The organism is Bradyrhizobium paxllaeri (assembly GCF_001693515.2).
In the GTDB taxonomy this organism is placed as follows: Bacteria; Pseudomonadota; Alphaproteobacteria; order Rhizobiales; family Xanthobacteraceae; genus Bradyrhizobium; species Bradyrhizobium paxllaeri.
In genome coordinates this window covers 6,521,160-6,533,640 of sequence record NZ_CP042968.1, presented here as the reverse complement: position 1 = coordinate 6,533,640, position 12,481 = coordinate 6,521,160, and the positions used below count along the sequence as shown (strand labels likewise).

At 64.2% G+C, this 12,481-nt stretch carries 12 protein-coding genes and 1 other RNA gene; 9 read left to right on the top strand and 4 right to left on the bottom strand.

The genetic code is table 11. The features are described from left to right. The first annotated feature begins 243 nt into the window (after nucleotides 1-243). Both LMTR21_RS31130 and LMTR21_RS31125 read left to right on the top strand, forming a co-directional pair. Entirely contained in the window at nucleotides 244-2,046 is a 1,803-nt protein-coding gene (locus LMTR21_RS31130; protein ID WP_065752728.1) for an ABC transporter ATP-binding protein, read from the top strand. A 63-nt stretch (nucleotides 2,047-2,109) separates the two neighbouring features. Beyond that, nucleotides 2,110-2,505 (top strand): hypothetical protein, encoded by a 396-nt coding sequence (locus tag LMTR21_RS31125; protein WP_065752727.1) that lies wholly within the window; start codon nucleotides 2,110-2,112, stop codon nucleotides 2,503-2,505. On the opposite strand, the gene LMTR21_RS31120 is transcribed toward LMTR21_RS31125, so the two are convergent. Together LMTR21_RS31120 and LMTR21_RS31115 are read right to left on the bottom strand one after the other, a co-directional pair. Continuing rightward, nucleotides 2,487-3,419, bottom strand: a complete 933-nt coding sequence (locus LMTR21_RS31120) for a DMT family transporter (protein ID WP_065752726.1) — start codon at nucleotides 3,417-3,419, stop codon at nucleotides 2,487-2,489. The genes LMTR21_RS31125 and LMTR21_RS31120 overlap by 19 nt on opposite strands. A 73-nt stretch (nucleotides 3,420-3,492) precedes the next feature. After that, complete coding sequence (locus LMTR21_RS31115) at nucleotides 3,493-4,236, bottom strand: sulfite exporter TauE/SafE family protein (protein ID WP_065752725.1); 744 nt, start codon at nucleotides 4,234-4,236, stop codon at nucleotides 3,493-3,495. A 195-nt stretch (nucleotides 4,237-4,431) separates the two neighbouring features. Between LMTR21_RS31115 and LMTR21_RS31105 the strand changes: the two genes are divergently transcribed. From LMTR21_RS31105 to LMTR21_RS31095, 3 genes are all read left to right on the top strand, one after another. Next, nucleotides 4,432-5,148, top strand: a complete 717-nt coding sequence (locus tag LMTR21_RS31105; protein ID WP_065752724.1) for an alpha/beta fold hydrolase — start codon at nucleotides 4,432-4,434, stop codon at nucleotides 5,146-5,148. Between the two features lie 204 nt (nucleotides 5,149-5,352). Beyond that, on the top strand, nucleotides 5,353-6,318 hold the full coding sequence (locus LMTR21_RS31100) for a helix-turn-helix transcriptional regulator (protein ID WP_065752723.1): 966 nt from the start codon (nucleotides 5,353-5,355) through the stop codon (nucleotides 6,316-6,318). Nucleotides 6,319-6,413: 95 nt separating this feature from the next. Then, entirely contained in the window at nucleotides 6,414-7,142 is a 729-nt protein-coding gene (locus LMTR21_RS31095; protein WP_065752722.1) for an alpha/beta hydrolase, read from the top strand. Between the two features lie 72 nt (nucleotides 7,143-7,214). Here LMTR21_RS31095 and rnpB read toward each other — a convergent pair. Next, nucleotides 7,215-7,637, bottom strand: an RNA gene (rnpB, locus tag LMTR21_RS31090) — RNase P RNA component class A. 130 nt (nucleotides 7,638-7,767) lie between these two features. Here rnpB and LMTR21_RS31085 point away from each other — a divergent pair. From LMTR21_RS31085 to LMTR21_RS31075, 3 genes are all read left to right on the top strand, one after another. Then, a complete protein-coding gene (locus tag LMTR21_RS31085; RefSeq protein ID WP_065752721.1) occupies nucleotides 7,768-8,199 on the top strand; it encodes a PAS domain S-box protein in 432 nt (143 codons plus the stop codon). A gap of 155 nt (nucleotides 8,200-8,354) precedes the next feature. Continuing rightward, a complete protein-coding gene (locus LMTR21_RS31080; protein WP_065752720.1) occupies nucleotides 8,355-8,705 on the top strand; it encodes a YciI family protein in 351 nt (116 codons plus the stop codon). A 104-nt stretch (nucleotides 8,706-8,809) separates the two neighbouring features. After that, a complete protein-coding gene (locus LMTR21_RS31075) occupies nucleotides 8,810-10,051 on the top strand; it encodes an RNA polymerase sigma factor (protein WP_065752719.1) in 1,242 nt (413 codons plus the stop codon). Nucleotides 10,052-10,156: 105 nt separating this feature from the next. Here LMTR21_RS31075 and LMTR21_RS31070 read toward each other — a convergent pair whose 3' ends face one another. Beyond that, on the bottom strand, nucleotides 10,157-10,939 hold the full coding sequence (locus tag LMTR21_RS31070; protein WP_065752718.1) for an N-acetylmuramoyl-L-alanine amidase: 783 nt from the start codon (nucleotides 10,937-10,939) through the stop codon (nucleotides 10,157-10,159). Nucleotides 10,940-11,485: 546 nt separating this feature from the next. Here LMTR21_RS31070 and rsmH point away from each other — a divergent pair. Further along, nucleotides 11,486-12,481 carry a 16S rRNA (cytosine(1402)-N(4))-methyltransferase RsmH gene (rsmH, locus tag LMTR21_RS31065; protein ID WP_065752717.1) on the top strand — a complete coding sequence of 332 codons (996 nt, stop codon included), beginning with the start codon at nucleotides 11,486-11,488 and terminating at the stop codon, nucleotides 12,479-12,481.

Genomic DNA, 12,481 nt, shown 5'->3' with positions numbered 1-12,481 from the left:
GGAGATTTGCATGATTTCGATGTACTCGCAGATCGCACCCTCGCGTCCGATGCTCGTGCTGGTTTTTCGGTCGCGTTGCTGAGCGCGATCTCCGCCGGCGCTGATCGGGACTGACGCCCGATCTTTCCAAGCTTCCCAACGACTTAACGACAGTTTTCAACGACGCATGCGTGTCGCCTCTGGCTGGCGCGCCGTCATTTCAGATGGAGCCGGCGTGTGCCTTGCACGCAGCCGGATGACGCCATGACCGTTCATCAAGACAAGCGTCCCGCCGCGATACGCGTGGTGATCCCGTTCGTGTTCCGCCACTGGCTGCAGCAGCCCGGCCGCGCCGCAATGGTCTCGGGCGGCCTGCTCGGCGCAACCGCGGCGGACCTGTTCATGCCGATCTTCTCCGGCCGCCTGGTCGATGCGCTGACCTTGGGTACTTCGGACCCGGCGGCGCGGCATGCTGCCTTTGTCGCCTTCGGCGGCATCGTCGCGCTGGGCCTGATGTCGATGATCCTGCGCCTGACCGGCCTGCAGGCAATCGTGCCGTTCACGCTGAAGACGATGTCGGACGTGTCGCGCGACGCGTTCGCGCGCGTGCAGCGCTTCTCGACCGACTGGCACGCCAACTCATTTGCCGGCTCGACCGTGCGCAAGATCACGCGCGGCATGTGGGCGCTCGATCTGCTGAACGACACGCTTTTGATGGCGCTGCTGCCGTCGCTGCTGGTGCTGGTTGGCTCGATGATCCTGCTCGGGCTGCACTGGCCGGTGCTGGGCGCGGTGATTGCGGTCGGCACCGTGATCTATGTCTCGATGACGATGGCGTTCTCGGTGAACTACATCGCGCCGGCCGCGCGCGTCTCCAATGCATGGGACACCAAGGTCGGCGGCACGCTGGCGGACGCCTTGACCTGCAATGCGGTGGTAAAGTCCTTCGGTGCGGAAGCGCGCGAGGACGCGCGGCTGGCCGGCGTCATCAGCCGGTGGCGCACGCGCGTGCGCAGGACATGGTACCGCTATAACTACACCTCGACGGCGCAGCTCGCGGTGCTGCTGTGCTTCCGTGCCTCCGTGATCGGCGGGGCGATCCTGTTGTGGATCGCCGGCCGCGCCACGCCAGGCGACGTCACCTATGTGCTGACCAGCTACTACATCATCCACGCCTATCTGCGTGACGTCGGCATGCACATCAACAATCTGCAGCGTTCGGTCAACGACATGGAGGAGCTGGTTGCGATCCATGACGAGCCGATCGGCATTGCCGATGCGCCGGATGCCAAGCCGATCGATATCCAGAGCGGACGCATCGTGTTCGACGACGTGACGTTCCACTACGGCGGCCATCGCGCGCCGCTGTATGACGGCCTGTCGGTCGAGATCCGCGCCGGCGAGCGGGTCGGCCTGGTCGGCCGTTCCGGCTCCGGCAAGACCACCTTCGTCAAGCTGGTGCAGCGGCTCTACGACGTCAGTGGCGGCAAGATCCTGATCGACGGCCAGGATATTGCACTGGCCACGCAGCATTCGCTGCGCAGCCAGATCGCGATCGTGCAGCAGGAGCCGATCCTGTTTCACCGCACGCTGGCGGAAAACATCGCCTATGGCCGGCCGGGCGCCAGCATGGCAGCGATCGAGCAGGCGGCACGGCTCGCCAATGCGCATGAGTTCATCCTGCGGCTGCCGAAGGGGTATGGCACGCTGGTCGGCGAACGCGGCGTCAAGCTGTCGGGCGGCGAGCGGCAGCGCGTGGCGCTGGCGCGCGCGTTCCTGGCGGATGCACCGGTCCTGATCCTGGACGAGGCGACCTCGAGCCTGGATTCGGAATCGGAAGGCTTGATCCAGCAGGCGATGGAGCGGCTGATGAAGGGCCGCACCTCGATCGTGATCGCGCACCGCCTGTCAACGGTGCGCAGCCTCGACCGCATCCTGGTGTTCGACCGCGGCGAGATCGTCGAGCAGGGCACCCATGCCGTGCTGACGACGCGCCCCGGCGGCATCTATCGCGGCCTGTTCGAGCTGCAGGCCACCGAGTTCGGCCGCATCACGGCGGCTGAATAAGAGGGCATATTGTTGCGGACCCTCTCGATGCCGGAATATATTTCGGCATCGAGAGGGCTCGCGATGAGCTGGTTTCGAAAAGATCCGCATCCGGATGTCTGGGAAATTGCCGGCGACGAGCCGCTCGGCGATATCGATGCGGCCCACAGGATCCGCGACATCTGCGCTGCCGCCGATGCCATCGCCGAGAAGATGGCGGCAGCCAGTGGCCGCTATGCCGAGAAGGCTGTCGACGCCGCACGATATGAAGCAGCAATCAAATGCGTGCTCGAAGTCGCCATGAAGATCTCCGATGATGCCATGCGTGACGCCTCGCTTCGCCAGATCATCGGACTATGCGTCAAGGTCGAGCATCTGAAGACCGCGCACGTGCTGCTTCGGGCCATCCGTTCGGAAAGGACTCGGGCCGAGTTGATGGCCGATCATCCGGTGCTCAGGGATCAGGACGCCGCGAGCTGAGGCGGTTCGCGGCCCCGCTGCGGCGCTGCGGGCGCGGGCCTGGCGCGCGTGCGCGTCGAGATCGCGACCGTCACCACCACGGCGGCGGCGAACAGCAGGATCTGCAGCGTGATGGTCTCGTCGTTGAAGAATGCCGCCAGCGCAAAGGTGACGAAGGGCTGCAGCAACTGGATCTGCGACACCCGCGCGATGCCGCCCATCGCAAGGCCGGCGTTCCACGCGAAGAAGCCGATCCATTGCGAGAACAGCGCGACATAGAGCAAGCCGAGCCACGGCTTCAGCGCGATGTGGCTGACATCGACAGGCATGGTCAGTATGGCAGAGGGGATCGACAGCGGCAGCGCGATGACCAGAATCCAGCTTATGACCTCCCAGCCCGGCATCTGGGCGGTGAGCCGGCCGGAAAACGCGTAGCCCACCGCAGCAACCGCGACGGAAGCGAACAGGAACAGATCACCCGCGACGAGGGCGCCGCCGCCTTGCCGCAGCGCAAACGCGATGACCAGTGCCGCGCCGGCCACGGAAGCGATCCAGAACAGCGGCCGCGGCCGCTCATGGGTGATGGCGACGGCGACCAGCGCGGTGGCGATCGGCAACACGCCGAGCACCACGCCGCCATGCGAGGCGTCGACCCGCTGCATTCCCATCGACATCAGAAGCGGAAACAGGACGGCGACGCAGAGCATCGCAATGACCAGTTGCCCCCACAGCGCGCGGGCCGGCAGCGGGCGGCGCAACACCAGGAGGAGCACCAGCGAGCACAGGCCGGCGATTGCGGTGCGCAGCGAGGTCAGTGCAATCGGATCAATTTCCGCAACGGCAATCCGCGTCGCCGGCAGCGTGCCGCCGAAGATCGCCATGCCGATGAAGCCCAGCACCAGGCCGAGACGCTCGCGCGAAGCAGGGGAGCTCATGATGCGACTGGTTAGCCGCTTTGCAGGTGAGCGTACAGCAATCTACTCGGAGCACATGGCGGCTATGCGCCCTTCATCTCGGAGCAATGCTGCTCCACACCAATACGACGCCGGACATGAACAGCAGCGCCAGCACGACATCGTAGAAGTTGCGGTCGTTCAGCGCGTGGTAGGTTCGCATGCCGAGTTGGGCGCCGATCAGCGTGCCGGGCAACGCCAGCATCGCCAGCCAGAGCACATCCAGCTTCACGAAACCGCTGGCGATCTGCAGGATCAGCGCCGCGCCGAGCACGCTGCCATTGAAGATCTGGAAAACGCCACGGCGCTGGTCCTTGGTCCAGCCGCGGATACTGGCCCACAGGGTTGGCAGCGGGCCCGACAGGCCGGCAAGGCCACCGAGAATGCCGCCGGCAAATCCGACGCAGACATCGGCGATGCGACCGCCAAAGCGGAACGCCATCGGCTTGCGGATGAAATAGAGTGCCGCGGGAAACACCAGCAGCATCACGCCGACGCTCAGCTTGAAGACTTGCGGATCGGCGCGCGCGACCAGCAGCGCCCCGATCGGCATGCCGATGAGACCGCCGGCGACAAAGGGCAGGGCCAGCTTGAAGTCGATCACCTTCCACATCGACGGCAGTGTCGAGATCTGCGAACTGACCGAACAGATCAGGACCAGCGGCACGGCAATGGCCGGCGGCACGATATAGAGCCAGATCCCCAGTGCCATCAGTGCGGTGCCGAAGCCCGACAGACCGGAGACGAAACCGCCGGCGAGCGCGCCGGCCAACAGGATCGCGTAGGTGGTTACGTCCACTCTTCTCTTCCCCCGTTCTTCTCCCCCCGTCATTCCGGGGCGCGAAGCGAACCCCCGGAATCTCGAGATTCCGGGTCTGGTCCTTCGGACCATCCCGGAATGACGACGTTGAAATTTTCGCCCACGTTTACACGAGGCGACCGACAGGTACTATGCAATTGAAGCCTTCAACAATAGCCTGATGGAAACAGCCCGATGAACGCAACTTCTCCCAAAACCTTCCTTGTCTGTCACGGCGCATGGTCCGCGGGCTGGGCGTGGAAGAAGATGCACCCGCTGATGCAGGCCGCCGGGCATCGCCTGATCACGCCGAGCTATACCGGCCTCGGCGAGCGGGCGCATCTGGCGCACCCGGCGATCGATCTCGATTCTCATATCGAGGACATGCTTGCTGTCATCAGGTATGAAGACCTGCGCGACATCGTGCTGATCGGCCACAGCTATGGCGGTATGGTCGCGACCGGCGTCGCCGACCGCGCCCGCGACAAGGTCAAGCAGCTCATCTACATCGACGCCTTCGTGCCCGAGGGCGGGCAGTCGCTGCTCGACCTGAACGAGGCGGCGCGGGCGCGGATGCAGGAACTCGCAAAGAGCGGCGACGGCTGGCGCGTGCCGCCGAACCCGACGCCGCCGGACACCGCGCCCGCCGACGTCGAATGGCTCTCCGCGCGCCGCGTCGATATGCCGATCAAATGCTTTGAAACAAAGCTCACGCTTCAGGGCGGGCCGCTGACGCTGCCGCGCAGCTATATCTACGCCACCCGCATCACGCCGGCCGATACCTTCGGGCCGTTCGCAAAGATGACGAAGGCGGATGCGGCCTGGAGCTATTACGAGATCGACGCCAGCCATTCACCGAATGTCACCGCGCCGGAAGCGCTGACGATGTTGCTGCAGAAGATTGCGGGGTAGTTGAAAGTCTGACTCAAGGTGAAGCCCAAGAGATCCGGGCTCTCATGGAAGCTCGTCATGCCCGGCCTTGCGCCGGGCATCCACGTCTTTGCTTCGACAAGCCGAAAAGACGTGGATGGCCCGGGACAAGCCCGGCCATGACGACGGACGGATTGACTCTCCGCCATCCCCTCAACAAGGTAGGCAACTGCGGAGGGCAGGGCCATGGCGGCCAGAACGACGGCAGTCATCGAGAGGTGGTCGACCGGCCTGGTCGAGCCGGAGCGGCGCCTCGACTACTGGATCGGCGCCGTCTGTGAAGCCTTCCTCGAAATGGACATCACGACACAGGTTCGATCCAGCTTCGATTGCTCCCTCGCGCGCGGGCAACTCGATACGATCGGCATCAATCGCGTCGAGGGCTCGGCGCAGCACGTCTACCGCCGGAAAGCCAGCCTCGCGCGCAGCACGTCGAATTTCTATTACCTTTTGTGCAAGACCGACAATGACTGGACCGTCATGCAGAACGGCCACGCCTCGCGCCTGCGGCCGGGCGACCTTGTGCTGCTGGATTCCCGGCGCTGCTACGAGTTCAATTTTCCGGTGACCTCGAACACGCTGTCGCTGGAGCTGCCGATCGCGTGGGTCGAATCCTGGATCACTGATCCGGAGCGACGGATCGGTCAGCGCATCGCCGGGCGCGCCGGCTGGGGCGCGGCGCTTAGCGCATTTGCCTGCCAGTTGACGCCGCAACTGGCGATCGAGCGGCCGCTGCCGGCGCAGGTCTTGACCGATCAACTCGGCGCGCTGCTGGCGCTCGGGTTCGGCAGCGAGATTCCGGCGACGCAATCCGAGCGGCGCGAATCCAAAGACCTTCTCGAGCAGATCGGCCGCGCCATCCGGCTGCGCTATGCCGAGCCGGGACTGACGGCCGCAACCGTTGCCGAGCATCTGCATGTCTCGGAGCGGACCCTGCACCGCTGCCTCAACAATGCAGGCCTGACGTTCAGCGGGCTGCTCAACGATTGCCGTATGGCGGCCGCCCGCCGAATGCTGAGCGAGCCGCGGTTCGACCGCATCAGCGTCGGTGGCATCGGGTTGCGGGTCGGACTATCAGATCCGTCCCACTTCATCCGGCAATGCCGCCGGTCTTTCGGCATGACCCCGGGGGCATTCCGCCGGCAGCGCTGAGTGGCGTAATCCGGCGATGGCGGTGGCCGAATCCGGCCATCCGGGAAAAGTCGTCCCTATCAATGTCTGTTTTCGAAAATCAGGAGGAGACGGGAATGGCAGACACCTACGTACTGGTTCATGGCGCGTGGCACACCGGCGCTGAAATGGAAGCGGTGGCCGGGCACTTGCGAAAGAGCGGCCACGTCGTGCATTGCCCGACGGTTGCCGGCAACAACAGGGATGACGATCGCAGCGCGACCGGGCTGGAGCAGGCAATCGCGTCGATCGTCGCCTACATCGAGACGAACAATCTGCGCGACATCAGGCTGGTCGGTCATTCCTATGGCGGGATGGTGATCTCGGGCGTCGCCGACCGCCTGACGGATCGGATCAAGCGCCTCGTCTATGTCAACGCGTTCGTGCCCCTGGACGGCGAATGCCTCAACGACATGGTGCCGCCGCATTATGTCGGCCTGTTCGATGCGGTGGCCGCCGCCAACAACGGCGCGGTGATGCTACCGTTCGAAATCTGGCGCGATGCCTTCATCAACGACGCCGATCTCGAACTGGCGAAGTCCGCCTACGCCAAGCTCAACCTGCATCCGTACAAGACGTTCACCGACAAGATCGCGCTGAAGCGTCCGCTGGCGGAACTGCCGGTCGGCAAGTCCTACGTCAATTGCCGGCAGGACATCGCCTTGCCGCACGGCATGCCCTGGCATCCGCGATTGTCGGAGCAGCTCGGGCTGTTCCGCCTGGTCGAATGCGACGGCAGCCACGAGATGTTCTTCAGCAACCCGGCGCGGTTGGCGCAGGCGATCGGCGAGGCGGGGCGCGATTGAGGGGCGGGCTACGGGTCCTGAACCAAAAATGGCGAGGGGCCCGGCGTGTTTCGCCGAGCCCCTCATTCATCAGATATCAGCCAGCCTGTAAGCCGGGTTCTGTAGGGCACCATTCTCTCGAACGGTACGTGACGGCCATTCCTCTGGGACCATGCTTGCACATGGCCTCGAGCAACCTACCCGGACGGCGGGCCTGACATCGCCCTGCGGTGTTATCGCCTTGCGGCGAACTTACCGCGTTGCCGTCCCTATTCGGTTTTGCTCCCGGTGTGGTTTGCCATGCCGTTTCCGTTGCCGGATACGCGGTGCGCTCTTACCGCACCTTTTCACCCTTGCTGCCCCTCCCTTTCGGGTGGGGTAGCGGTTCGTTCTCTGTGGCACTTTCCCTGGGGTTGCCCCCGCCGGACGTTATCCGGCACCGCATGTCGATGGAGCCCGGACTTTCCTCCCCCGCAGCCTTTCGACCATAGCGGGAGCGGCCGTCCGGCCGACTGACGCCGTACGAATGGGGACTTCGATAGCCTTCGTCAAGGGAAAGCGATGGTTAATCGGGTTCCAAGGGCGATTTTGACATCAGCGGCCGCGCGGCGTTTGATCCTGTTTGCTGATGGTGAGTTGATACGCGATGAACATTCCGGCCAGCCTTGCTGACGCGCTGCTGCACAGCGCCTCCGACGCGATCGTCGCCACCGATCGCGAGGGGCGTATCACGTTCTGGAATCCGGGTGCGGCGCGGATATTCGGTTTCTCGGCCGAAGAGGCGACCGGCCAGTTGCTCGATCTGATCATTCCCGAAAATCTGCGCGCGCGTCATTGGGAAGGTTTTCGCCACACGATGGCGACGGGAACGAGCCGCTACGGCCACGGCGACCTGCTGTCGGTGCCCGCGCTGACCAAGGACGGCGGACGGATCTCGGTCGAGTTCACGATTGTGATACTGCGAGACGACGCGCAGGAGGTGGCGGGCGCCGTGGCGGTCATGCGCGACGTGACGAAACGGTTTGAAGAAATCAGGGAATTGAAGCGCAGGCTTGCGGATGCCGGCAAGAAGTCCTGAATACCTGCTGCCATTGTTCATGTTTCCGATATGAAGTTCTCCCCGGAGGGCGCCCCGCCGGCCGTCCAAAAATAAATTTCGGTGACGATGTCGTTTTGCGGGAAGCCCATTCGACTGGGTGTCGGCGATCCAGCCGGTCAGAAGGAGTTTCAAAAATGCAGTATCTGTTGTTGATCTATCGAAACGAAGCCGAGCAGGCAAAGATGGATGCTTCCCAACTCCAGAAGATGACGGCGGAATACCGCGCATTCACCCAATCCATCATCCAGAGCGGCAACTTCAAGGCTGGCGACGCCCTGCAAATGACGGCGACGGCAACCACCGTGCGGGTTCGCGACGGCAAGATGTTGACCACGGACGGTCCGTTTGCGGAGACGCGCGAGCAACTCGGTGGCTATTATCTTGTCGAGGCCAAGGATCTCGATGAGGCGCTGGGCATTGCCGCCAGAATTCCCACCGCCAAGGTTGGTTCGATCGAGGTCAGGCCGATCATGGTGTACGATTGACGGCGAAGCCGTCATTCCGGGGCGCGAAGCGAACCCGGAATCTCGAGATTCCGGGTTCGATGCTGCGCATCGCCCCGGAATGACGAACAAAGCATAGCCATCGCATGACACCACGCGAGATCGAAAAAATATTCCGCGACGAGGCGGGGCGGGCGCTGTCTACGCTCATCCGCCTCGTCGGCGATTTCGATCTGGCCGAGGATGCCTTGCAGGATGCGTTTGCTGCGGCGCTGGAACGCTGGCCCGCCGCCGGCCTGCCATCCAATCCGCGTGCGTGGCTGGTCAACGTCGGCCGCAACAAGGCGGTCGATCGTGTCAGGCGCAACATCGCGTTTCGCGACAAGCAGCAGGAATTGATGCATGAGTTGTTGCTGAATGCGCCCCTGCCATGCGCGCCTTCCGATGGCGGGTTCGACGACGACGTGCTGCGGCTGATCTTTACCTGCTGCCATCCGTCCTTTGCCGCCGAAGTGCAGGTCGCGTTGACGCTCAAGACGGTGTGCGGCCTCACCACGGCCGAGATCGCGCGCGCGTTTCTCGCAAGCGAAGAGGCGATGGCGCAGCGCCTGCTGCGCGCCAAGCAGAAGATCCGTCTCGCCGGCATTCCCTATGAGGTCCCGGAACGCGAAGCGCTGGAGCCGCGCCTGCGCGGCGTGCTCGCGGTGATCTATCTCGTTTTCACCGAAGGCTACGCCGCAACTTCCGGCGAGGAACTGATGCGGCCGAATCTGGCGCGCGAGGCGATCCGGCTCGCGCGGTTGCTCGATGCGCTGATGCCCGCGCGTGGCGAGATCAAGGGACTATTGGCCCTGATGCTGTTGCACGATGCCCGCCGCGCCGGCCGCCAGACCGCGGGTGGCGACATCGTGTTGCTGGAAGAGCAGGACCGCAGCCTGTGGGACCAGCGACAGATCGCCGAGGGCTTGGTGCTGGTGGAGGACGCGTTGCGGATCCCGGGGCGGCCGCAGCCTTACGCGGTGCAGGCGGCGATTGCCGCGCTGCATGCGCGTGCGACCAGTTATGAAGATACCGACTGGCCACAGATCGCCGGTCTCTATGAAGTGCTGCTGCGGATCAGCCCATCGCCAGTGATCGAACTCAACCACGCCGCTGTCGTGTCGATGGTCGACGGACCGGCGCGCGCGCTCGACCTGGTCGATACGTTGGAAGCGCGCGGCGGGCTTAAGGGGTATGAGCTGCTGCCGGCGGTGCGCGCCGATCTGCTGCGAAGGCTCGGCTGTCGCGATGCCGCGCGCGCGGCGTATCTGGAAGCGACGGCGGCGACGCAGCTTGAGCCGTTGCGGCGGCTATATGCGCGAAGGATCGCGGAGATGGATCGCAACTAGTTCAGCCGTCATTGCGAGCGCAGCGAAGCAATCCATGTTACAGCATAACGGATAGATTGCTTCGCTTCGCTCGCAATGACGGCTGAGAGGACCCGCGAACTACTACTACTTCGCGGCCACCGTCGTCGCATCCGCCGGCAGGCTTGCCAGCAGCGCGTGCAGCGTGCTCATGGTCGAATGGTCGGCGATGCCGTCGACGCGTGCGGGGCGGAAGTGGCGCTGGAAGGCGGTGACCACTTCCATGGTCGGGCCGTCGAACTTGCCGTGGATCGGGACAGCGTAGCCGTATTTGGCAAGCGCCGCCTGCATGTTGGCGACGTCGTCGCTGATCAAGCCGAGCTTGAGCGTTTCGCCGCGCACGATCGGCGCCGGCTGCACCCAATGGCCGACGCCGGAATTCGCCAGCAAGTGCCACGGGAATTTTTCGCCAGGGTCCTTCTTGCGCGCCGGTGCTACGTCGGAATGCGCGAGGACGCGATGCGCGGCGATCTTGCGGCGGAGCATGATGCCACGGCATAGCGCGATCACGGCGGCGATCTGGCGTGACGGGAAATCCGGATAGCCCCAGTCATGCCCGCGGTTGATGATCTCGACCCCGATCGAGCAGGAATTGATGTCGTCCTCACCGGCCCAGGAGGAGACGCCGGCGTGCCAGGCGCGCTTGGCTTCCGGCACGGACTGCACGATGCGGCCGTCCTCGAGCACGATGTAATGGGCCGACACGTCGGTGCCGGGGGTGCAGAGCTGGGCGATCGCGCCTTCTACATCCGGCATGCCGGTGTAGTGCAGCAGGATCATGTCGGCGACGCGGCCGTTGTTGCGGTCGCCATGGTTCGGCGAGGGGATGACGTCGGAAGCGATCGAGGAATCGGGGGTAAAGGTCTTCATGTCGGCGTTGGCCCTGGGCACGGGAAGGGCGCGTTGACGCCTCGAATCAATACCAGCAGATGCGAACGAACCAGTAGTCATTTTTTAAACCCAAACGGGGCGACAGAGCGGCAATATCGTGTTCAAACGGCAATATCATTTACTGTTCATTTACGTTAGACGCGGCGCAATTGCCGGCCGGGTTCCACACCGCATTTTGACCAGCTGTGTGCGAGGCGCACCACCATTTTTCACTGTCTCAAAGGCCTGCAAAACCCGTCGGGGATCATCAACGCTTTCTTAACGCTAAGTGCCGTTACTAAGTGGTGAAGAGCCGAACCGGGTTGGGGACGGCCGAGGCCCCGTTTTCACGCTCGAATGCCCATGGCAAGCCAGCAAATTCCGTCTGGAAATGAGCGGGCACGAGGCCGGGCGAGAAGCGGCAGTCGCGCGGGGGCGCGGCCTTTTGGTCTGAAAAGCCCGGCGAAGCGCAGAGATTCGAGGCGCAATGGGCCGGTTCGCGTCCAGTTTTCATATCGCAGGCTGGAAAACGCCAGGGGACGGCGCATGATTTCGGCTGCGCCACGCCATATCTCGGTGCTCGGCCGCGAGGCGGTCGAGATGCTCAATCCCAGGGATGGTTGCGTCTATCTCGACGCCACCTTCGGCGCCGGCGGCTACAGCCGCGCCATCCTCGCTGTGGCGGGAACACAGGTCATCGGCATCGACCGCGACCGGTCAGCGATTACCGGCGGCTTCGATCTGGTGGAAGAGGCCGAAGGGCGGCTGACCCTGGTCGAGGACCGCTTCTCCAACCTTGCGGAAGTCTGTGCGGCGCAGGGCGCCGCCGCGGTGGACGGCGTCGTGATGGACGTCGGCGTTTCCTCGATGCAGCTCGATCAGGCCGAGCGCGGTTTTTCGTTTCGGCTCGGCGGCCCGCTCGACATGCGGATGGGACACGACGGCCCGACCGCGGCGGATGTCGTGGCAAAAGCTTCCGAGGCCGATCTCGCCAGCATCATCTATATCTTCGGCGAAGAGCGTCACTCGCGCGCAGTTGCGCGCGCCATCGTAGCCGCGCGAAAAGAGGCGCCGATCACCACGACGCAGGCGCTGGCCGATATCGTGGGCCGAGTGGTGCGCTCCAAGCCGAACGAGATTCATCCGGCGACGCGCACGTTCCAGGGCTTGCGGATCTTCGTCAACACCGAGCTCGACGAACTGCATCTGGCGCTTTCCGCGGCCGAACGCGTGCTGAAGCCCGGCGGTCGGCTGGTGGTGGTGTCGTTCCATTCGCTGGAAGACCGCATCGTCAAGGATTTCTTCAACGCGCGCGGCAAGACCGGCGGCGGGTCGCGCCACTTGCCGGAAGTGGCGCAGGCCGCGCCAAGTTTCCAGATCCTGACCAAGCGCCCGGTCACGCCAACGGACGCCGAAGTGGCTGCCAATCCGCGCGCGCGTTCCGCAAAGCTGCGCGCGGCCGAACGCACCACGGCGCCCGCACATGCGGCGGATCGCTTGCCCGCATGGCCTGTTCTAGCCGACGTGATGAGGGGAGGCTGA

Excerpts from the sequence above, each read along its gene's own strand:
- LMTR21_RS31095 (WP_065752722.1), top strand. The coding sequence starts at position 6,414 with ATGGCAGACACCTACGTACTGGTTCATGGCGCGTGGCACACCGGCGCT.
- LMTR21_RS31120 (WP_065752726.1), bottom strand. The coding sequence starts at position 3,419 with ATGAGCTCCCCTGCTTCGCGCGAGCGTCTCGGCCTGGTGCTGGGCTTC.
- LMTR21_RS31100 (WP_065752723.1), top strand. The coding sequence starts at position 5,353 with ATGGCGGCCAGAACGACGGCAGTCATCGAGAGGTGGTCGACCGGCCTG.
- LMTR21_RS31085 (WP_065752721.1), top strand. The coding sequence starts at position 7,768 with ATGAACATTCCGGCCAGCCTTGCTGACGCGCTGCTGCACAGCGCCTCC.
- LMTR21_RS31080 (WP_065752720.1), top strand. The coding sequence starts at position 8,355 with ATGCAGTATCTGTTGTTGATCTATCGAAACGAAGCCGAGCAGGCAAAG.
- LMTR21_RS31070 (WP_065752718.1), bottom strand. The coding sequence starts at position 10,939 with ATGAAGACCTTTACCCCCGATTCCTCGATCGCTTCCGACGTCATCCCC.
- LMTR21_RS31075 (WP_065752719.1), top strand. The coding sequence starts at position 8,810 with ATGACACCACGCGAGATCGAAAAAATATTCCGCGACGAGGCGGGGCGG.
- LMTR21_RS31105 (WP_065752724.1), top strand. The coding sequence starts at position 4,432 with ATGAACGCAACTTCTCCCAAAACCTTCCTTGTCTGTCACGGCGCATGG.
- LMTR21_RS31125 (WP_065752727.1), top strand. The coding sequence starts at position 2,110 with ATGAGCTGGTTTCGAAAAGATCCGCATCCGGATGTCTGGGAAATTGCC.
- rsmH (WP_065752717.1), top strand. The coding sequence starts at position 11,486 with ATGATTTCGGCTGCGCCACGCCATATCTCGGTGCTCGGCCGCGAGGCG.
- LMTR21_RS31130 (WP_065752728.1), top strand. The coding sequence starts at position 244 with ATGACCGTTCATCAAGACAAGCGTCCCGCCGCGATACGCGTGGTGATC.